The following is a 21520-nucleotide window of genomic DNA, read 5'->3' as shown; positions in this document are numbered from 1 at the left end:
CATTTTAAAGGAGCGAATTCCACGTGAGTGAAATTATACATCGCACAAAAACCCGGCCTGTAAAGGTTGGAAATTTAACCATCGGGGGTAATAATGAATTAATTATTCAAAGTATGACGACAACAAAAACCCACGATGTTGAAGCAACAGTTGCCGAAATTAAGCGGCTTGAAGAGGCTGGCTGTCAGATTGTCCGCGTTGCATGCCCGGATGAGCGTGCAGCAAATGCCATCGCTGAAATCAAAAAGAGAATCAATATCCCTCTAGTAGTCGATATCCACTTTGATTATAAATTAGCTTTAAAAGCGATTGAAGGCGGCGCGGATAAAATCAGAATCAATCCAGGTAACATCGGAAAGCGTGAAAAAGTCGAGGCTGTTGTAAAAGCAGCAAAAGAGCGCGGAATTCCAATCCGGATTGGAGTCAATGCCGGTTCCCTGGAGAAAAAGATTTTAGAAAAATACGGGTATCCAACAGCAGATGGTATGGTTGAAAGCGCCCTCCATCATATTAAAATTCTTGAGGATTTAGATTTCCACGACATTATTGTTTCGATGAAGGCATCTGATGTAAATCTTGCGATTGAAGCCTATGAAAAAGCCGCCCGGGCTTTCGATTATCCCTTGCATTTAGGAATTACCGAATCTGGAACTCTTTTTTCCGGGACAGTAAAAAGTGCTGCAGGATTAGGAGCGATTATCAGCAAAGGAATCGGCAACACACTTCGAATTTCCTTAAGTGCAGATCCAGTTGAAGAGGTAAAAGTTGCACGTGAGCTATTGAAGGTGTTTGGTCTTTCCTCCAATGCTGCAACGTTAATTTCCTGTCCAACCTGCGGAAGAATTGAAATTGATCTTATCAGCATCGCAAATGAAGTCGAGGAATATATCCAAAAAATTAAAGCTCCGATTAAAGTATCCGTTCTTGGCTGTGCTGTCAACGGGCCAGGTGAGGCTCGTGAGGCGGACATTGGTATTGCCGGGGCACGAGGTGAAGGATTACTATTCCGCAAAGGTGAAATAGTAAGGAAGGTTCCAGAAGCACAAATGGTCGAAGAATTGAAAAAAGAAATTGACCAAGTGGCCGAAGAGTATTTTCAGAAAAAAGCAGCTGAAGAAGCTGCCGCTAAATAACATACGGAAAAACCCGGCAGGTATCACGCCGGGTTTCTTTTTTGCCCCTATGCAGCTATATGTTAAAAGAACGGGAGAATAAAGATACCGATTATAATCGATACAGCACCAATCCCAATTGCCCAGGCACCGAGTCCTTGCGCACCTCTCCGCCTAGCAACGAAACCTAACACAATTCCTGCAGCACCAAAAAGAATAGGTAATACAAACAGAGATAAAATGGATAGTGCTAAAGCTACTGTGCCAATCCCGGCACCACCCTCTGCTCTTTCTCTAACAGCTCCACGATCCCTTCCGCGTATAACCGGAGCAGGTGCCGCAATTTCTGCCGCTGTCTCTTCCCTATAATCAGTATGTCTAATCGGGACAGAGGCACCAATTTCCGGCGCAATTTCTGAAGCTGTTTCTTCTCTAAATTCTGAAGGGTAATTTGGGATATCTTGTCCAATATTAGCACTTTGAAGAGCTTCTTGCACTTTCGTATCTCTTTCATCTGCCATTCGAATCCCTCACTTTCAGTAATAGGAGCATTATTATTGTTTACCTTAAGCCTCTTTTTACTATGTCAATGTTTGTCTTAAATAGGTTTTTATTTCAAATCCCGAAAAATATTACATAAAATTATTTACTTTATAAAACACGCTTCTTTGGTAAAATAGAATGAGATACGCAAATGCAATTTGAAGGTGAGCACAAATGAGAAAACGATTTGGAATTGATATCGACGGTACGGTTACGTGCCCAACTTCAATTTTACCTTATATCAACAAAGCTTTTGGACTTAACATTGTGTATGAGGATGTTAATCAATATGAATTGACCCCGTTTGTAAATGTTTCAGAAAAAGAATTTGCCAAATGGTTTCACGAAAATGAACCGATCATTTATGAAGGTTCACCGCTGGCACAAGGAGCCAAAAGTGTCCTAAAAAAATGGGAAAATCAACACGAGTTGTATTTTATCAGTGCCCGAGGCCAGCATCTCTTTGATGTAACAGAAAAATGGTTTACCTCTAACGAGCTGCTTTACCACCATATTGAATTAATTGGAACCCATAATAAAATTGAATCTGTGAAAAAACATCAAATCGATATCTTTTTTGAAGATAAACACGATAATGCTGTTACCATTCACGAAGAGTGTCACATTCCCGTCATTTTATTTGATACCCCCTATAACCAAGATCCAATTCCTAAAGGGGTCATTCGCGTTTATGACTGGGCAGAGGCCTATGATTGGGTAGAGCATTGGTTGAGACAGCAAAAAAACAACCGTGAAATAGTTAGCTCCCTCATTTAAAAAAACAGCTTGCGGCCTTGCCGCAAGCTGTTTTTTCTTAGTTTACACATTCAGGACATCTTCCATAGATTTCAAATTTGTGCCCGGAAATATCGTATCCTTTTAAATTTTCACTTAATCCATCCATCGGGCAGGTTTCAATTTCCTTTGTTTTTCCACAATCCAAACAAATAAAATGATGATGGTGATGATGTCTCGAACATGTAAAGCGAAAATGCTTTTCACCTGATAATTCTGTCATCTCTAATATTCCCATGTTAACAAACAGAGAGAGATTTCGATAAATCGTATCAAAACTCAAGCCGGGATAATCATCTTTCAATTGATCTAAAACATCCTTAGCCGTTAAATACTTGTCGCTGTCAGCAAATAGTTGAAGCATATCTTCTCTTTTTCCTGTCTGTTTAAAGCCGTTTTCTTTTAGATATTGGATAGCTTCATTAACGTTCACTTGACTCTACCTCCGAAAGCACATGCTTATTAATCATTAATTTCTTATAAAAGATAGTAATTACTAGTATTAGGACTGCAAGCATCACAATCGTTCCGCCAGGGGCCAAATCTAAATAATATGCTGTAAAAAGTCCTCCAAGGACAGAAATTTCACCAAATAAAACTGACAAGAAAATCGTTTGTTTAAAGCCTTTAGCAATGCGAATACTTGCCGCAACCGGCAGTGTCATTAACGATGAAACTAACAAAATTCCAACAATTCTCATCGATGCTGCAATCACTAATGCCACCATTACAATGAAAATGAAATGAATACTCTTTGCGGCAATGCCTGAAGCTTTCGCATGTTCTTCGTCGAACGATAATAAAAACAATTCTTTATAAAATAAAATGATAACGGCGATTACTAGAATGCTTATGATAAAAATGACGAGTAAATCCGTCCGGCTTACTGCTGATACACTTCCAAATAAATAACTGAATAAATCGGTATTAAACCCATTTGCCAGCGAAATAAATATGACCCCTAGCCCAATTCCACTTGAAAGAATAATGGGAATGGCCAGCTCTTGATAGTGCTTGTACACTCCTCTTAGCTTTTCAATAAACAAGGAGCCTCCCACAGAGAATACCATCCCTAAATAAAGAGGATTTAAACCAGCTAACGCTACAACATATCGTTCAAGCAAAAGGCTTGCCGCAATTCCTGCAAGCGTCACATGGCTAAGGGCATCCGCAATTAGCGATAATCTTCTAACGACAATAAAAACACCTAATAATGGCGCAAGAATTCCAATCAAGATTCCTGTTAAAAAGGCATTTTGTAAAAATTCATAATGAAATATTCCTTGAATCATTTTAAAACGCCTCCATGATCATGATTATGGGCAATCAGATGGACATCATGACCATAAACTTTAGACATATCTTCTTTTTTTAGCTGCTCAAATTCGCTAGTTTCCCCGTGAAAATGCATATTTTTATTTAAGCAGGCAACATGTGTTACCTTGTCTGAAATCGTTCCGATGTCATGGGTAACTAAAAGAAGTGTGATTCCTCGATTTTTATTTAAATCATCAAGCATTTGATAAAAAGCATTAACATTTTCTGCATCGACTCCGACCGTTGGCTCATCCAGGATTAACAGCTTTGGTTCACTGACAAGGGCTCGTGCAATAAAAACTCGCTGTTGCTGCCCTCCGGAGAGTTCACCAATATTTCGGTTATGAAACTTCTTCATTCCAACGGCATCCAATGCATCTAAAACAATTCGTGAATGCTCTTTTTTAAAAAACTTAAACATCCCAAGCTTTTTTGTCAGCCCGCTTGCGACTACCTCAAATACGGTCGCAGGAAAGCCCGTATTAAAAGAATTAGCCTTTTGTGAAACATAGCCGATTTGCTGCCAAGCTTTAAATTTGCTTATCTCCTGGCCAAATATAAAAATCTCCCCTTTTTGCGGTTTTAACAATCCTAAAATTAATTTCAGAAGGGTTGATTTCCCAGAGCCATTTGGACCGACTATGGCTAAAAAAGAGCCATCAGGAATGGATAGGTTAATATTCTCAAGGACAGTGTCCTTTTCATAACGATAATATAAATGATTAATTTCAATAATTGATTGCATATAGCACTCTCACCTTTTAATTATAAGAATCATTCCGATTTACTTCAAAAAGTATACAATAGTGCTTTCAGATTGTAAAGCCAGTTGTCACACTCTTGCCGCATCATCATACATTAGGAGGGAGGAGTGGTGAGGGTGAAAATTTTTGAAAACATCATTAATCATAAAATAAATACAATTACTGCAGACGAATTATTGAAATATGCAGATCAATTTAATATTGTAATTAATCGACAGCAGGCAGCCAAAATTTCCGCATACTTAAGAGGTAAAAATATCAATATTTTTGATAATATGCAGCGGACTCAAATCGTTAGAGAAATCGCAAAAGTGGCTGGTCCTGAAACAGCACGCGAGGTTAATAAATTATTTATGTCATTCACAAAATAAACAAAACAAGCTGTGCAGTGTGCACAGCTTGTTTTGTATTATGATTAGGATTGCATGATTTTATCTAATAGGTCTTCATCGAACTTTTGCTCACGGAGCATCGCGATTTCGAATTTATATGGTGCTTTTTTATTATTTTTATCTTCCCCTACAAATGGTGTTTCTAAGATTTTCGGTATATCCATCAGCTGCGGATGATTAACAATATAATTGAGTGCCTTAAAGCCAATATGACCGAACCCGATATTTTCGTGGCGGTCCTTCCGCATTCCTACAGCATTCTTGCTATCGTTAATATGAAGTACCTTTAATTTTTCAATTCCAATAATCTTGTCAAACTCATTTAAAACACCATCAAAATCTGCAACAATATTATAACCGGCATCATGAGTGTGGCATGTATCAAAACAAACGGACAGTTTATCACTATAGTTAACCCCATCCATAATCATCGCAATTTCCTCAAAGGATTTTCCACATTCTGAACCTTTTCCAGCCATGGTTTCCAAGGCAATTTGAAGCTGTTCTTTCCCAGTCAGAACTTCATTCAAACCCTCAATAATCTTCTTAATTCCTGCTTCTGTCCCAGCACCGACATGTGCTCCTGGATGAAGTACGATTTGCTTGGCACCTATCGCTTCAGTTCGTTCAATTTCCGAACGAAGAAATCGGACGCCTAATTCAAACGTATCCGGGTTTTCACTATTACCAATATTGATGATATAGGGAGCATGGACCACAATTTCCGAAATCCCATTTGCCTCCATATGTCTTCTGCCCGCTTCAATATTCAAATCCTCAATTTTTTTCCGTCTTGTATTTTGCGGCGCCCCCGTATATATCATAAACGTATTGGCACCGTAAGAAACAGCTTCTTGGCTTGCAGCAAGCAACATATCTTTTCCGCTCATCGAGACGTGTGATCCAATTTTTAACATCGCTTTCCTCTCCATTTCTTAATTATTTCTTTTTCTGATTTATTCTTCTCTGCCGTTTTTTAATTTTATCCATTTCCCATTGCATTTTCTTTTTATAGCCTGGTTTTACTTTTTGCGGCTTTTTAACAATGGATTTGGCAAGTTTGTCGGCCTCATCTTCCTGCCTTACCCGAGTTTTTCGTTTATTCCGTTCATCCGATTCCACAAATCCTTCTTTTTTCAAATCAACATACTTAAACTGAATACCCATTTTTTCTAACCGATTTAATGCATCTTCATCAGATAATTCATAAATGGTCAAAGCAACTCCTGTATTTCCTGCTCTTGCCGTTCTACCGACCCGATGAATATAAAAATCTAAATCTGAAGGCAATTCATAATTTATGACATGACTAATCCCTTCGATGTCAATTCCCCTTGAAGCAAGATCGGTTGCTACGATGTATTGATACTCCAAATCCTGAATTTGCTTCATCATTTTTTTCCGTTCACGCGGATTCAAATCTCCGTGAACCCGTCCTACTTTTAAGCCTTTTTCATTTAAAAACCTGGCTACTTCTTCCGCCATTTTTTTTGTATTCGTAAAGACGATTGCTAAATAAGGATTGTACGCAAGCAGAGCGTCATGAACCAGCTGCTTTTTATTGCGATGTCTTGAAGGTAATAAAAAGTGCTCTAAATTTTGCGCGGCCTTTTGTTTTGCTTCAATTTGGATGGTTTTTGGATTTTCCATATATTTTTTAAGGAAGGGCTTTAACTTTTCCGGAATGGTAGCTGAAAATACTAGCATTTGCAGGTTTTCAGGCATCCTGGCCGCCACACGATCTAAATCTTCGATAAATCCCATGTCTAACATCATATCCGCTTCGTCCACGACGAGAATTCCAGCTGTATGAACAAAAAGGGCTTGATCTGTAATGAGGTCATTGATTCTGCCTGGAGTCCCCACAACAATATGCGGTTGTACCTTTAATTTTTCGATAGTGCGCTGCTTATCCGTTCCGCCAATATAACATCTTGTCATGATTGGCTGTTCCGGATTACAATGTTCGGTGATTTTCAGGATTTGATGATAGATTTGCGATGCCAGTTCCCTAGTCGGTGCTGTAATTACTGCCTGGACCTCCTGCCGCTGAGGGTTGATTTTTTCGAGGATCGGCAGCACAAAAGCAAGTGTCTTCCCCGTACCAGTCTGAGATTGACCAATAGCACTTTCTTCTTTTAATACTAATGGAATCATCCGTTCCTGGATTTCTGTCGGCTCGTAAAATCCAAAATGATTAATGGCTTCTATAATAAACGGTTGAAACTTAAAACGATCAAAACGATTTTCTTTCATGTAATTGCTCCTTAATATAAAAATAATCTAATGACTATGGAGTAGTTTTCTTTGTTTAGCAAGAGCTTCCACTTTTATATCCATCATGCAATTATATTAAAGATTCCTGTAAAACACCAGTATCTTTCCTATTAGTATCATTTTTTACCTATTGAGAACTTTTAAACAACTAAATTTGTTTTTGTCCTGTGTATTATACCTAAACCAATTTATGATAAATGCATACCTTAATTCATAAGGGTTATTAGAAAAGCGGAAGCGCCTTGACCAGGGAAAAAATGAACTGCTTTTTTCCTAGGGGCGACAAGCATAAGACGAGCCGGCCCGAAAGGTTGCTTTATCCCTTTCCGATGGCTTGGCTTAGACCAAAGAGCCCCTAGGCGCTGGGGCTGGACAATTCTCAAAGTCGAATGAAAGATATCCTGATAATATCAGAAAGGAGGCTAAAAAAATGCAGCCTAGACCAAGATTCCCCATGCAGGGAGGAATGGGTCCGCAAATGATGCAAGGTCCGTTCGGCGGTGGCGGTCCAATGATGGGGGCAGGTCCTAACCCCTTCGGTGGGAGGGTCCCGATGATGGGACCATCTGCAAATCCTTTTGGCGGAAGAAATCCCATGATGGGTGGATCACAAATGAATAGGGGTGGTGGCGGCCTACTTTCGAATCTTCTCGGAGGAGGAAATCAAGCTCGCGGAATGATGGGAATGCAAGGAGCTGGACGTGGAGCTTCAGGAGGCGGCGGTGGCGGCCTACTTTCGAGACTTCTCGGAGGAGGAAATCAAGCTAGTGGAATGATGGGAATGCAAGGAGTTGGACGTGCAGCTTCAGGAGGCGGCGGCGGTGGTTTACTCCAATCATTAAGTAACCCTGGTGGGCTTACAAACATTCTCAACAATACCCAGCAGGTTTTGAAAACAGCTCAAACCATTGGGCCAATGGTTCAACAATATGGGCCATTAGTGAAAAACCTCCCGGCCATGTGGAAACTGTATAGAGGATTAAAAAATTCTTCAAAAAGCACGGATGAATCAACTGATAATAAGGATACGACCACTGAAGCAGCAATGGAAGAGTCATCAAGCACGGAATCAAGTGAATTGGAGACATCTAAAAAGAATACGACACGAAAAAAGAATCAACAGCCAAAAACGAATAGCAACAGGCAGCATCAAAAAGGAGCCTCTGTTCCAAAAATGTATATTTAATAAAAAAGCACATGGGATTTCAATTACTGAAAAATCCCATGTGCTTTTTCTTTTTGGCACTGTTACACTAGTTGTTGATTTGCGCTCCAGGCGCTTCGCTTTCCGCCCGTGGGCGTGCCGGGGAGCCTCCTCGGCCCCGTACTCCCGCAGGAGTCTTCGCGCCTTCCGCTCCAATAAACAGTGTTTAATATCAACAACTGCCTTTAACATAGCTTTCTTTTTAAAGTTATTTTTCTTTTTTCACTTTAGGTAAAATTTTGCTTAATGGTACATTTCTGCGTCGTTCCCATGTAGCTGGATTATTAGGATCAAATTGTTCAAGGAAGGTGATGACTTCCTTGGTGATCGGAGTTGGCGTTGATGCCCCGGAGGTTACGGCGACGTTTTTAGCATCTTTTATCCAGTCAATTTCCAGTTCCGTTATATCAGCGATACGGTATGCTTTAGTTCCTGCAATTTCTTCAGAAACCTGTGCGAGCCGGTTCGAATTATTACTTTTCGGATCACCTACCACAATTGTAACATCTGCCACAGTTGCCTGTTCTGCGACAGCCTCTTGACGCACTTGAGTGGCAAGACAGATTTCTTTATAAGCCTCAGCATGCGGAAATTTTTCCTGAACCTTTTTCATCGTATCAGCAACATCCCATTGACTCATTGTGGTTTGGTTCGTCACAATTAGTTTGTCACAGTCAAGATTCAATGCTTCCACATCACTAGGAGATTCAACGAGGTGAACTTGTCCCGGTGCTACCCCAACAGCGCCTTCAGGTTCCGGATGTCCTTTTTTACCAATATAAATGACTTGGTAGCCCAGTTTTGTTTTTTCTTCAATCAAGTCATGAGTTTTTGTTACATCCGGGCACGTTGCATCAATTGTGACAAGCCCTTTCTGTTTAGCTAGCTCTCGGATTTCTGGAGAGATTCCATGAGCAGTAAAAATGACAGTCCCTTTATCTACTTTTTCTAAAATATCTTTTCGGTTTTTCCCGTCAAGTGTTATGATGCCCTCTTCTTCAAATGCATCCGTAACATGCTTATTATGAACAATCATTCCCAAAATGTAGATTGGGCGAGGTAATGTTTTATCTAAAGCGGCATTTCTTGCAATAACCATTGCATCAACAACACCGTAGCAGTAACCGCGTGGCGATATCTTAATTATCTGCATATTAAAAAGTCCTCCTAAAAGACTATGATTCATAAACTATGTATTTATTATATAAAACTAATAGATATAATACAAAGATACATATTTCCTGCGCATCTTTTTAAAGCGGTTTCAGTTACATAAAAATGTCCTTCATCAGGTAGATAAAGGACAACTTGGTTTGTGGACTTTAGATAAATTGGAAAGGGTCTGTGTTTTCCACTGAAGGGAAAATTTCGACTTCATAGCCTGCCTCTTTGCACCGTTTCTGTAATGTATCCGTAAGCCCTTTTTTCATAATTTTTTCGACATTATGTCCAGGGTCTATCATGTTTAAGCCCTGCATCATTGCGTCATGTGCCGTATGGTAATAGATGTCTCCTGTTACGTACACATCTGCCCCTTTGAATTTTGCATGACTAAAATATTTGTTTCCGTCCCCGCCTAATACTGCCACCTTTTTTACTTTCGAGCTTAAATCACCAACCACACGCACTCTTTCTACCTCAAGCGCCGATTTTACCCGTTCTGCAAACTCAGCTAAAGTCATTTCAGTAATTTTCCCGATTCTTCCAAGGCCAAGAACTTCACCTTTATTTTCCAATGGATAGACATCATAGGCAACTTCTTCATATGGATGAGCTTTAATCATGGCCGTGATGGTCTTCTTTAACAGTGGTTCAGGAACAATCGTCTCTATTCGAACCTCATTAACAGCTTCAAGCTGACCAGTTTGCCCGATATAAGGATTAGTGTTTATCCCAGGCATAAATCGTCCTGTTCCATCTGCGGAAAAAGAGCAATGGCTATAATTCCCGATATTTCCTGCACCAGCAACGCCTAGGGCCTCTCTAATGGCATCAGCATGGGTTACTGGAACAAAAACGACTAACTTCTTAAGCAGAGTATCCTGGGTTGGAACCAACACTTCAGCTTCCTGCAAACCTAAAGCTGATGCCAGCAAATCATTCACGCCGCCTTTTGCCACATCCAAATTTGTATGTGCCGCATACACGGCAATATCATGTTTTAATAATTTTTCAATCATCCGTCCTTGAACTGTGTCAGTATTGATATTTTTTAAAGGGCGAAAAATCGGGGGATGATGGGCAATAATTAATTGGACACTTTTTTCAATCGCCTCATCAATGACATTTTCGAGTACATCAAGGGCAATCATAACTCGTTCAATCTTTTTATTTAAACGGCCGATTTGCAAACCTATTTTATCGCCTTCCATCGCCAAGCCTTTCGGTGAAAATTGTTCAAAAAGCTGAATAAGTTCATGACCATTTGGAGTTTTCATCGAGCAAAAACCTCCTCAACCATTTTAATTTTATTTAATAGCTCTTCTTTTTTTTCAATTGTCTCCTGTGTTTGGACTGCATTTTCAAGCTGTTTGTAAATCTTCAGCCAATTGTTTTTTTCAGCCTCCCATTTTTTCCAAAAAGCTTCGTTCTGGTTTTGGAGAAGGAATGGACCCATTAATAATCCTAAATCCAGGTTTGACGAATAAGACTTTAAAGGATTACCTTGTTCAGCCACAAGTACCTCATAAATCTTCCCATCTTCCTCCAAAATTTCTTCAGCAATTAGCTGCCAATTGTTTTCAAGAAACCACTTTCGAATGGAATTTGCACTAATGTTCGGCTGCAGTACAAGACGCTTTACGGAGCCAAGCTTATCTTTTCCATTTTCTAAAATACTTGTGATTAATGCACCGCCCATTCCAGCAATAGTAATGCAATCAACTTCTCCTGGACGGATGACCTCAAGGCCATTTCCCAACCTAACGGATATGACTTCCGTGAGCCCCTCTGACATGACGTTATTTTTAGCAGACTTATACGGCCCTTCCACTACTTCACCGGCAATCGCGAAGGGTATACTTGTGTTTTTTGCTAAAAAACAGGGCAAATAGGCATGGTCAGATCCAATATCTGCCATCCTTGTGCCTTCAGGTACATATTTTGCTACAGCTGCCAAACGAACTGATAATTTATCTGTATTCATAAATTCCACCACTTTTATCTGTATGTATTTCATTTAGTATATAAAAAAGTCCTTTACAGATGCAAAGGACTTTTTTATATGTTACTTGATTACTTAATCTTTGATACCCAATCTGCCATTGCAGCAGCTTGCTCTTCTGGAACTAGGCCAGGAGGCATATTTCCTTTACCTTTTGTAATGACAGTCATAATTTCTTCCTTAGATATTTTGCTGCCAATACCTTTTAATGATGGCCCTACAACCCCTTGATATTGGTCCCCGTGGCAGCCTATGCATGTTTGTTTATAAATGTCTTCTGGATTAGTTGCAGCCACTTCCGTTTTCTCATTGCCGGCGCCTTCGCCTTTATCCTTAGCGACTTCTTTCATATCACCAAGACCTTTGAAAGACAATAGAAACATTAGTCCGATACCAAAAACCATGATGATAATAAAAGGAATAACCGGATTTTTCTTCAAGATAATAACCTCCCTTATGTACGAATACCTTGTGAATAATAAAATGTCTACAAACAACTATTATTTTACTTGAAAATGAACAGAAGGAAAAGCCCTAAACTTATTTTATCACTATAATCTTTATAAAAAAGAGAAAAGAGACTAAAAACAATTAAATCTTCTGTTCAGTCTCTTTTTATATTCCCCTATTTATTTGTTAACAACCAATTAATCTTGAAATAACCATTCTTTGTACTTCAGAGGTTCCTTCACCAATTTCAAGCAGTTTGGCATCACGCATCATACGTTCAACTTGATACTCCTTCATATAGCCATACCCGCCATGAATTTGTACGGCCTGATTCGTTATCTCCATACAAATTTCAGAGGCATATAACTTACACATTGCTGCTTCTTTAGAAAAAGGTCTTCCTTGATCCTTTAACCATGCCGCTTTGTAAACCATATTACGCGCCAACTCAATTTTCATGGCCATATCGGCCATTTTAAATTGAATTGCTTGGAAAGAAGAAATGGATTTACCGAATTGTTTTCTTTCCTTAGCATACGCGAGCGCCTTCTCAAAAGCCCCCTGAGCGATCCCTACAGCCATTGCTCCAATACCAATCCTGCCGCCATCAAGAGTAATTAAAAACTGCTTAAAGCCTTCTCCACGTTTCCCCAAAAGGTTCTCGACTGGAACCCTTACATCCTCGAGAACAAGCTCCGTAGTATTTGATGCATTCAAGCCCATTTTTTCATAGTTATCAATTACGGAAAAACCAGGTGCATTCGTCGGAATGATGATAGCGCTTATTTCTTTTTTTCCGCCAGATTCACCCGTAATTGCCGTTAAAGCTAAATGGTTTGCATAGCTAGCATTGGTAATAAAGCATTTATTACCGTTAATGATAAATTCACCATTTTCCTCTTTAGCTGAAGTTCTAGTTCCTCCTGCATCTGAGCCAGCGTTCGGTTCAGTTAGACCAAAAGCCCCAAATGACTCGCCCGTACAAAGGGGGGTCAAATATTTTTGTTTTTGCTCTTCGGTTCCAAATAAGTATAGCGGTGCCCCGCCTAAGGAAATGTGCGCGGAATAGGTAATACCAGTTGACGCGCAAACCCGGCTTAACTCCTCCGTAACGATGGCAAAGCTAACAGTGTCGGCACCGCCTCCGCCATATTTTTCAGGAAAAGGAAGTCCCATAATTCCCATATCAGCCAATTTCTTAAATATCTCTACAGGAAATTGTTTTGTTCGATCACGCTCTATCGCTCCAGGTGCTACTTCCTCATCAGCAAACTGGCGAATCATCCGTTTTATCATTTCTTGTTCAGATGTTAAATCGAAATTCATGTCCATCCCCCTAAAACAAACTTTTGTAATCGCTTTCTTTATTATTATACGGGGATTCATTTAAATTTCTCAACATTTAAAAATTTTTTAAAATATTATATTATCCGAATATAATGAAGCAAAAAGGCTATTATTTATAAAAACTGGGGTTTATTTGAACTATTTTCATCATAAAAACAAAATTAATCTCTTTCTCACGAAAACAAAATCAAATTTTTCCCAACAACAATTTCATATGCCTATTTGCAAAATGAGAGACAATTCAGTAAAATAAATGAAAACAGAGTAAGTGCTTACATTTCCTTTTGTATAAAAAAATAGTTTACTTCCGTTAAGAAGTAAACTATTTAAAAGTATATTTTATTCTAAAAAGTCCTTTAACCGTTTGCTGCGGCTAGGATGACGTAATTTTCTTAAAGCTTTTGCTTCAATTTGACGGATACGCTCACGGGTTACGCCAAAAACCTTGCCAACCTCTTCAAGTGTACGAGTACGGCCATCATCTAACCCAAAGCGAAGGCGAAGAACATTTTCTTCACGATCTGTTAATGTATCAAGTACATCTTCGAGCTGCTCTTTTAAAAGCTCGTATGCTGCATGTTCTGACGGTGAAGTAGCATCCTGATCTTCAATAAAATCGCCAAGATGAGAATCATCCTCTTCCCCAATTGGTGTTTCTAAGGAAACAGGTTCTTGGGCAATTTTTAGAATTTCCCTTACTTTATCCGGCGTTAAATCCATGTCTTCACCAATTTCTTCTGGTGTTGGTTCGCGGCCTAGGTCCTGAAGTAATTGACGCTGTACTCTAATTAGCTTATTAATCGTCTCTACCATATGAACTGGGATACGAATCGTTCTTGCTTGGTCCGCAATCGCACGTGTTATCGCCTGACGAATCCACCAGGTAGCATAGGTACTGAACTTAAACCCTTTTTGATAATCAAATTTTTCGACTGCCTTAATTAATCCCATATTGCCTTCTTGAATTAGATCAAGGAATAACATCCCACGGCCTACATACCGTTTAGCGATGCTGACAACAAGTCTTAGATTAGCCTCTGCAAGGCGCCGTTTGGCTTCCTCGTCACCTTGCTCAATACGAAGCGCCAACTCTTTTTCCTCGTTAGCGGATAGTAGATCAACCCGGCCAATTTCCTTTAAATACATGCGGACTGGGTCATTAATCTTTACCCCTGGAGGAACACTTAAATCGTTTAAATCAAATTCTTCATCATCTTCCTTAGACAGATCCTTTATATTAGGGTCTTCCTCGTCACTTTCACCGACTAATTCTATTCCCTGATCACCTAGAAAATCATAAAATTCATGCATTTGATCAGATTCTAATTCAAAATTAGCCATTTTTTCGGCTATATCATCGTAGGCCAGGACGCCGACTTTTTTGCCCATTTCTGTTAATTGATCTTTCACTTGTTCAAGAGTTAATTCATTCTCGGCCTCTTTTGAACGGGCTGATTTTTCTGCAGCCATAAGGGGGTCCCTCCTTCCAGAATCAAAGACACATATAAATTATTTAAAGCGATTTACGCAATTGATTAATTTCAATTGCAATGACAGCAGCTCTGCTAAAATCACTCTGTCTTTCAGCTTCTTTTAGTTCTAATTCTTTTTCTTTTATTTTTAACAATTTTTGATAATTCAACACCTGTTTGATATAATCAGTTAATTCTTGATTGCTTAATTCATCATTTATCGACATCATTTCAATATTAGCAACCATTCTTCTAAGATTTTCATCTTGAATATAGGTTAAAAATGCGCTCGAATCAGGTTCTAAATGATTTTCATAAAATCCCAATAGATATGTTATTATTGCCTGATGTTCATCGATATTAAACGTGTTCCCTTGTAATAATTCCTGAACCTTGTAAGCAACATCACGATCCTTTAGCATATGGGCTATCAAACGCCTTTCTGCAGTGTAATAAGCAGGCTTTATTTCATCGACCAGCTTTTTTATTACGATCGTCTTACTAATATTTTGATTTTTCCCGGTTGATTTTCTTTTCTCTGAAAAGAAAATCTGCTTTTGCTGTTCTCTTAGCGCATCTAAAGAAAGCGAAAATTCAGCTGCGAGCTGCCGTAAATAATGATCCCTTTCAACCGCCTTCGTTAATTTGCTAATTTCTCTGATTATTTCTTCGATATAGGCAAGTCTATCTCCTTCAAGCTGAAGATTTTTTCCCCTTCGAAAGTAAATAAACTTAAAAGCCATCCAGGTTAAGCTGGCACCGATAACTTCTTTTTGAAATTTTTCGGGACCAAACTTTTTAATATATTCATCCGGGTCCATACCATCAGACATCATGGCTACTTTTATTTGAAAGCCAGCTTCGTTAAGGTGATTACCTGCACGGTATGCAGCCTCAATTCCAGGCTTATCGGAATCGTAACAGATGGTTACAGACTGGACACTTTGCCTTAATAGGGCAATATGATCATCTGTTAGGGAAGTTCCCATTGTGGCGATGCCATTTTCCACACCAGACCGATCAGCAGCAATTACATCAGCAAACCCCTCAAAAAGGACAGCTTGCTGAATTTTTTTTAGACTTGGTTTTGCTTGATGATAATTGTATAATATTTTGCTTTTATTAAAGATTGCCGTTTCAGGACTGTTTAAATATTTAGGCTCATCAGGTCCCAGTGATCTTCCAGAAAAGGCAATCGGATTTCCATTGCGGTCAAAGATTGGAAACATAATCCGATCTCTAAAACGATCGAAAAACGTCCCATCCCGTTCACGTTTGATAATCAAACCGGCCCTTTCCATCCATTCGGGTAAAAAATCCCGCTTTGATAGGAATTTCGTAACGAAATCCCAAGAATTTAAGGAATAACCAATTTGGAACTTATCAATCGATTCACGGGTAAATCCTCTGCCTAACAAGTATTCCAATGCATGCTGGCCTTCCTTTGTATTTACCAGCAAGTGATGATAGAATTTAGTTAACAGTTCATGAGCATCAAGCATTGATTGCAAATCTTTTGCAACTTTTCTCTCGCCGCGAGCCCCCGCAAGATTAATATCAAGATCGATATTTCCTTTGGCAGCGAGCTTAATGGCAGCTTCTTGAAATGTGATTCCTTCAAGCTCCATTAAAAAAGAAAAAACATTTCCGCCAGCACCACAACCAAAGCAATGAAAAATTTGTTTGTCGGGTGATACAGAAAATGATGGTGTACTTTCACCATGGAAAGGACATAACCCGAAGTAATTTCGACCTTGTTTTTTTAGTTGTACATAATCGCTGATGATTTCAACTATATCAACTGTCTGACGAATTTGATCAATTTTTTCTTCGGCAATACGCTCCGCCATGGAAAACAACCTCATTTGTTCTTAACATAAATTCTGCGTTGATTACTAAATTCCTGCAAATTTCGACAATTTTTTTTGTTAATTCCATCATGAATTTTCCTGAGTAATGACTATGTCCCCATTTGTGCATGGTCATAATGAATCAATCCGCAGCTTCCTTTCCAGAATCAACATATTTCCAAGTTGCGTATGTAATCTTATTATTAACATGGTGACATAGGAGCAACAAAAAGAACTTGTGCAGGAAATTTAGAAGCAATTTCGACAATCTCCTCTTTTTACCGGACAAGAATCTGCAACGGCAAAAACAGTTGGAATGCCTTTTATATTAGTATTAATTCTACATTACTCCGCATATTCCTTCTTTAGCTATTAATTTTATAAAAAAGGATTTATGTCGAATTTTTTCAGGAGATTTTACAGGGACCTACTTGACATCTAACAATAAATAGTTTATTCGTTCACATGCAAGTCTAAACCTAAAAAGTATATTTTTATCACAATTTTTTATTATAGTACAATTAATATCATTTTGCCATAACTTTTTTATTTTCTTTTTTTCAATAAAAAACACATAATCTTATGACTATGTGTCAGGGTCTGCCTTTTTGAATATAATTTAAAATAATATTGGCCGTTTCTTCAACAGCTTTATTTGTAACATCGATGACAGGACAATTGATTTTTTTCAAGACCGAGTCAAAAAAGGTCAATTCCTCTTTGATCCGATCAATATTTGCATAGCTTGCCTTATCGTTTAGTCCCAATGAAATCAATCGTTCTCTTCTTATATTGTTTAATTTTTCCGGGCTGATTTTTAAGCCAAAGCATTTTTCAACGGGTACCCTGTAAAGCTCTTCTGGCGGGTCTACCTCTGGTACAAGAGGCACGTTGGCCACTTTTAAACGTTTATGTGCTAAGTACTGTGATAGAGGAGTTTTAGAAGTTCTCGACACACCAATTAACACGATATCCGCTTTAAGGATGCCCCTTGGGTCACGCCCATCATCATACTTTACGGCAAATTCAATTGCTTCTACCTTTTTAAAATAATCCTCATCAAGTTTCCTAACAAGACCTGGTTCACACAGCGGAGTCTTTCCGCTAAAGGATTGAATTTGATCCATAATTGGGCCAATTAAATCAACAGCAATAATCCCTTCCGCAGAAGCCCTTTCTGTTATATATGTACGCATTTCTGGTTTAACTAGAGTAAAAGCAATCATTCCTTTATCAAGCGAAACAAGTGAGAGCACCTCATCGATATGTTCCTTATCTTCAACATATGGGAACCTCTTTAATGTCATTCCGGACCCATTAAACTGGCTAATTGCCGCTTTCGTCACTAGTTCCGCTGTTTCCCCGACGGAATCAGAAACCACGTAAATGATTGGCATACTCATTCTTCCAAATCCACCCCTCTTTTTATTCATCACCTAATGTAACAAAAGCCTTCGTTATGTTTGTTTTCGTAATTCGTCCGATTACTTCAAAACCTTTATCTGTTTTTCTTACTATTGGTAAGGCATCAATTTGTTTTTCAATTAATTTTTTGGCAATATCAATTAAAAGATCATCACGTTCACACATGGTAATATTCGGCATTCTAGTCATGATGATATTGACTGGGATGGTGGAAAGCTCTTGTTTTCCGATACTTGCCCGAAGCAAATCTTTTCGCGATAATACCCCAACTAATGCAGAGTTATGGTCCACTACAAATAATGTACCCACATCTTCAAGGAACATTGTGCAAATAGCATCATAGACGGAAACATTTTCGCTCACCACAACTGGAATGGACTGATAATCTTTAACATAAATTTTTTGCAGATTTTCAGTCAGAAGCTGCGCTCCAGATTTCCCAGTATAAAAATAACCGACTCGCGGCCTGGCATCTAAATAGCCAGCCATCGTTAAAATGGCAAGGTCAGGTCTTAATGTCGCTCTTGTCAGGCTTAATTGGTCGGCGATATGTTCACCTGTTATCGGTCCTTTTTCCTTAACTATTTGCAGAATATGTTCCTGTCGCTTGGTCAGTTCGATTGTGCTCACCACCTTATATAAAATCGTTATACTTTTATACCAATATTATATACCAGTTAATTTTCTTTTGAAATTAATACAGTCGTTAAAATATACATTAGAGGTGCGGTAGCCCGCACCTCTTTCATTGTCCAGCTACAGCGCCTAGACGCTTCGGCTTTTCTTTTAGAACACCATTTTCTCTTGTAAGAAGCTAACAAGCTCTGAAATCGGAATACGTGTTTGCTCCATTGTGTCGCGATCTCGAACTGTTATCATTTGATCTTCTTTGGAATCAAAGTCATAAGTGATACAGAATGGTGTACCAATTTCATCGTGACGGCGATAACGTTTACCAATTGATCCCGCTTCATCGTAATCCACTGAAAAATGTTTTGATAGTGCAGCAAAAACCTCTCTAGCCTCATCCGATAATTTTTTCGATAATGGTAATACTGCTGCCTTAAAGGGAGCTAATGCCGGATGAAAATGCATGACTGTTCTTGTTGTGCCATCCTCAAGCTGTTCTTCATCATAAGCATCGATTAAGAAAGCTAAAGTAACACGGTCAGCACCCAAAGATGGCTCAATACAGAACGGAATATATCTTTCATTTGTTTCAGGATCGATATAGTTGAAATCTTCTCCTGAGAATTCCATATGCTGTTTCAAATCATAATCGGTTCTTGAAGCCACACCCCATAATTCTCCCCATCCAAACGGGAATTTAAATTCAAAATCGGTTGTAGCATTACTGTAATGAGAAAGTTCGTCTTCTGAGTGATCTCTAAGTCTTAAATTTTCTTTATTAAGCCCCAATGAAAGCAGCCATTGTTCAGCAAATTGCTTCCAATAGTTAAACCATGTTAATTCCTCACCAGGTTTACAGAAAAACTCAAGCTCCATTTGTTCGAATTCTCTTGTACGGAAAGTAAAATTACCTGGTGTAATCTCATTGCGGAAGCTTTTCCCGATTTGTGCGATACCAAATGGCAGCTTCTTTCTCATTGTCCGTTGCACATTCTTAAAGTTAACAAAAATACCTTGTGCAGTCTCTGGGCGTAAGAAAATTTCATTCGTGCTTGATTCTGTCACACCTTGGAAGGTTTTAAACATAAGATTAAATTGACGGATTCCAGTAAAGTCATGGCTTCCGCAGTCCGGGCAGGCGATATTATGCTCTTTAACCAGCTCTTCCATTTTTGCAAATGGCAAGCCGTCTACAACCATTTCCATACCTTTTTCTTCAAGGGCGTTTTCAATTAATTTATCTGCACGGTGACGGGCTTTACAATTTTTACAGTCAATCATCGGATCATTAAAATTACCGATGTGTCCAGATGCTTCCCAAGTTCGAGGGTTCATCAAGATACTTGCATCCAAACCGACGTTATATGGTGACTCTTGTACAAACTTTTTCCACCAGGCCTGTTTGATATTGTTTTTAAATTCAACGCCTAATGGGCCGTAATCCCAAGTGTTTGCTAGTCCCCCGTAGATTTCTGATCCCGGAAAAATAAAGCCTCTGTGTTTTGCGTGCGATACAATTTGCTCCATTGTTACCTTCATTTTAAAAGCTCCTTTAATAGTTTTTTCTACAAAATAAAAAACTCTCGTCCCTATGCTTACGATAAGCATAGGGACGAGAGTTACCCGCGGTTCCACCCTATTTGCTGCTAAATTAGCAGCCTCCTTAAAATGTGTTCATTAACACAAGATTGCTCAGGAACGCCTTCGTTAGTGCCCTATACCCTAGCTTCCACTGTCCTAGGTTCGCTTTTATAGAGTTTACTAATTACTACTCTCCGTCAACGCAATTATTAATTTTAAAGAAAATATTAACTAAAAGTAGAAAAAATGTCAACAGTAACTATAATAAATTGCGAAATTGATCCATTGAATTGAGAAACTTCTTGGTTTTAAGATACAAACCAGAATATTCTTCATAATAGGCAGTAATAACATTTTTTAATTCTACTTTCGTTTCTTCTTTTACTGAAATATTCCCTAACCTTGAAAGATCAAAATAATAAAATAGCCGTAATAATTTCACTGCCGATGGTGATAATTTAAAATGGTACGGATCTTTTTCAAGGCATCTGTGACAAATAAATCCGCCTTCACGAATGGAAAAAGAAAAATGCCCGTCTGTACTGCCGCAAACGGAACATTGATTTAACACTGGATACAATCCAAGAACATTTAACATTTTCATTTCATAAATATTCATAAGAATATCCGGGTCATTGCCTTCATTCATATAATTGAGTGTTTGATAAAGCAATTCAAAATGAAAAGGATTAGGCTTCTTTTCCTCTGTACATTTATCCGTTAATTCGACAATATAACTTGCATAAGCAGTTAAGAAAATATCCTCGCCAATGGAACGCATGGAAGAAATCATTTCACCCTGCTGCATGCTACCTAAACCCGATCCTTTTTGAACCAAAAAATAACCATGAGTGAAAAGCTGGGTAATGGAAGAAAGGCGGCTATTTGGCTTCTTGGCACCCCTAGCCATAACACCAACCTTTCCCCATTCCCTTGTATATATTGTTACAATTTTATTGGTTTCACCATAATCTGTTGTTCTAATGACGATGCCTTCACACTTCTGAAGCATAAATGTCACCTTCTAAAGAGCGCGAAAGACTTGCTTATGAAACGGGAAAATCAATATGTGCTAGCTCTTCATCAAGATTACCGGGTATTTCTTGGTTTTCCTTCTCAAGCTCTTTAAAGAGAAGATATGTGTCAATATTCCCTGTCTGGGTAAATACTTTCCACGTAAAATCCATCATCGAAAACC

At 38.7% G+C, this 21520-nt stretch carries 22 protein-coding genes and 1 other annotated feature; of the genes, 4 read left to right on the top strand and 18 right to left on the bottom strand.

Annotation, left to right across the window (positions count from 1 at the left end):
• Positions 1-32 precede the first annotated feature (32 nt).
• A complete protein-coding gene (gene ispG, locus AC59HZ_RS02000; protein WP_223591652.1) occupies positions 33-1133 on the top strand; it encodes a flavodoxin-dependent (E)-4-hydroxy-3-methylbut-2-enyl-diphosphate synthase in 1101 nt (366 codons plus the stop codon).
• Between the two features lie 62 nt (positions 1134-1195).
• Here the strand turns inward: ispG and AC59HZ_RS01995 are convergent, their stop codons facing one another.
• Positions 1196-1633 carry a hypothetical protein gene (locus AC59HZ_RS01995; RefSeq protein WP_496544228.1) on the bottom strand — a complete coding sequence of 146 codons (438 nt, stop codon included), beginning with the start codon at positions 1631-1633 and terminating at the stop codon, positions 1196-1198.
• 196 nt (positions 1634-1829) lie between these two features.
• Here AC59HZ_RS01995 and AC59HZ_RS01990 point away from each other — a divergent pair, with 196 nt between their 5' ends.
• Positions 1830-2432 (top strand): 5' nucleotidase, NT5C type, encoded by a 603-nt coding sequence (locus AC59HZ_RS01990; protein WP_496544227.1) that lies wholly within the window; start codon positions 1830-1832, stop codon positions 2430-2432.
• 37 nt (positions 2433-2469) lie between these two features.
• Here the strand turns inward: AC59HZ_RS01990 and zur are convergent, their stop codons facing one another.
• From zur to AC59HZ_RS01975, 3 genes are read right to left on the bottom strand one after another with little or no spacing between them, the layout of a single operon-like run.
• On the bottom strand, positions 2470-2883 hold the full coding sequence (gene zur / locus AC59HZ_RS01985; RefSeq protein WP_223591354.1) for a zinc uptake transcriptional repressor Zur: 414 nt from the start codon (positions 2881-2883) through the stop codon (positions 2470-2472).
• Positions 2873-3742, bottom strand: coding sequence for a metal ABC transporter permease (locus AC59HZ_RS01980; RefSeq protein ID WP_496544226.1), 870 nt, complete (start codon positions 3740-3742; stop codon positions 2873-2875). Before AC59HZ_RS01980 ends, zur begins: the two co-directional genes overlap by 11 nt.
• Positions 3739-4512, bottom strand: coding sequence for a metal ABC transporter ATP-binding protein (locus AC59HZ_RS01975; RefSeq protein WP_496544225.1), 774 nt, complete (start codon positions 4510-4512; stop codon positions 3739-3741). Before AC59HZ_RS01975 ends, AC59HZ_RS01980 begins: the two co-directional genes overlap by 4 nt.
• 135 nt (positions 4513-4647) lie before the next feature.
• Between AC59HZ_RS01975 and AC59HZ_RS01970 the strand changes: the two genes are divergently transcribed.
• Positions 4648-4902, top strand: a complete 255-nt coding sequence (locus AC59HZ_RS01970) for a DUF2624 domain-containing protein (protein ID WP_496544639.1) — start codon at positions 4648-4650, stop codon at positions 4900-4902.
• Between the two features lie 44 nt (positions 4903-4946).
• On the opposite strand, the gene AC59HZ_RS01965 is transcribed toward AC59HZ_RS01970, so the two are convergent.
• Positions 4947-5840, bottom strand: a complete 894-nt coding sequence (locus AC59HZ_RS01965; RefSeq protein WP_496544224.1) for a deoxyribonuclease IV — start codon at positions 5838-5840, stop codon at positions 4947-4949.
• Between the two features lie 22 nt (positions 5841-5862).
• Complete coding sequence (locus AC59HZ_RS01960) at positions 5863-7179, bottom strand: DEAD/DEAH box helicase (protein WP_496544223.1); 1317 nt, start codon at positions 7177-7179, stop codon at positions 5863-5865.
• Between the two features lie 451 nt (positions 7180-7630).
• Between AC59HZ_RS01960 and vrrA the strand changes: the two genes are divergently transcribed.
• Positions 7631-8386, top strand: a complete 756-nt coding sequence (vrrA, locus tag AC59HZ_RS01955) for a VrrA/YqfQ family protein (RefSeq protein WP_496544222.1) — start codon at positions 7631-7633, stop codon at positions 8384-8386.
• Between the two features lie 226 nt (positions 8387-8612).
• Here the strand turns inward: vrrA and AC59HZ_RS01950 are convergent, their stop codons facing one another.
• The 12 genes from AC59HZ_RS01950 to AC59HZ_RS01895 all read right to left on the bottom strand — a co-directional run bounded on the left by AC59HZ_RS01950 (position 8613) and on the right by AC59HZ_RS01895 (position 21512).
• Entirely contained in the window at positions 8613-9557 is a 945-nt protein-coding gene (locus AC59HZ_RS01950) for a 4-hydroxy-3-methylbut-2-enyl diphosphate reductase (protein ID WP_496544221.1), read from the bottom strand.
• 169 nt (positions 9558-9726) lie between these two features.
• The gene (locus AC59HZ_RS01945) at positions 9727-10842 is read right to left on the bottom strand and encodes a Nif3-like dinuclear metal center hexameric protein (protein ID WP_496544220.1); all 1116 of its coding nucleotides are present in this window, start codon (positions 10840-10842) and stop codon (positions 9727-9729) included.
• Positions 10839-11549, bottom strand: coding sequence for a tRNA (adenine(22)-N(1))-methyltransferase (locus AC59HZ_RS01940; protein WP_496544638.1), 711 nt, complete (start codon positions 11547-11549; stop codon positions 10839-10841). Before AC59HZ_RS01940 ends, AC59HZ_RS01945 begins: the two co-directional genes overlap by 4 nt.
• Before the next feature lie 89 nt (positions 11550-11638).
• On the bottom strand, positions 11639-12007 hold the full coding sequence (cccA, locus tag AC59HZ_RS01935) for a cytochrome c550 (protein ID WP_496544219.1): 369 nt from the start codon (positions 12005-12007) through the stop codon (positions 11639-11641).
• 196 nt (positions 12008-12203) lie between these two features.
• A complete protein-coding gene (locus tag AC59HZ_RS01930) occupies positions 12204-13343 on the bottom strand; it encodes an acyl-CoA dehydrogenase family protein (protein ID WP_496544218.1) in 1140 nt (379 codons plus the stop codon).
• Positions 13344-13703: 360 nt separating this feature from the next.
• Complete coding sequence (rpoD, locus tag AC59HZ_RS01925) at positions 13704-14834, bottom strand: RNA polymerase sigma factor RpoD (RefSeq protein ID WP_289988034.1); 1131 nt, start codon at positions 14832-14834, stop codon at positions 13704-13706.
• 43 nt (positions 14835-14877) lie between these two features.
• A complete protein-coding gene (dnaG, locus tag AC59HZ_RS01920; RefSeq protein WP_496544217.1) occupies positions 14878-16686 on the bottom strand; it encodes a DNA primase in 1809 nt (602 codons plus the stop codon).
• A 593-nt stretch (positions 16687-17279) separates the two neighbouring features.
• Positions 17280-18089, bottom strand: a complete 810-nt coding sequence (locus tag AC59HZ_RS01915; protein ID WP_496544637.1) for a pyruvate, water dikinase regulatory protein — start codon at positions 18087-18089, stop codon at positions 17280-17282.
• 22 nt (positions 18090-18111) lie between these two features.
• A complete protein-coding gene (ccpN, locus tag AC59HZ_RS01910) occupies positions 18112-18744 on the bottom strand; it encodes a transcriptional regulator CcpN (RefSeq protein WP_496544216.1) in 633 nt (210 codons plus the stop codon).
• Positions 18745-18897: 153 nt separating this feature from the next.
• Entirely contained in the window at positions 18898-20280 is a 1383-nt protein-coding gene (locus AC59HZ_RS01905; protein ID WP_496544215.1) for a glycine--tRNA ligase, read from the bottom strand.
• A gap of 66 nt (positions 20281-20346) precedes the next feature.
• Positions 20347-20532, bottom strand: a binding site (T-box leader).
• A gap of 49 nt (positions 20533-20581) precedes the next feature.
• Positions 20582-21334: a DNA repair protein RecO gene (gene recO, locus AC59HZ_RS01900; protein ID WP_496544214.1), complete on the bottom strand. Its 753-nt coding sequence runs from the start codon at positions 21332-21334 to the stop codon at positions 20582-20584.
• Between the two features lie 34 nt (positions 21335-21368).
• Positions 21369-21512 carry a YqzL family protein gene (locus AC59HZ_RS01895; protein ID WP_430066543.1) on the bottom strand — a complete coding sequence of 48 codons (144 nt, stop codon included), beginning with the start codon at positions 21510-21512 and terminating at the stop codon, positions 21369-21371.
• Positions 21513-21520: the final 8 nt, after the last annotated feature.

Source organism: Neobacillus sp. DZ-9 (assembly GCF_059587065.1).
This window is presented reverse-complemented; position numbering and strand designations above follow the sequence as displayed.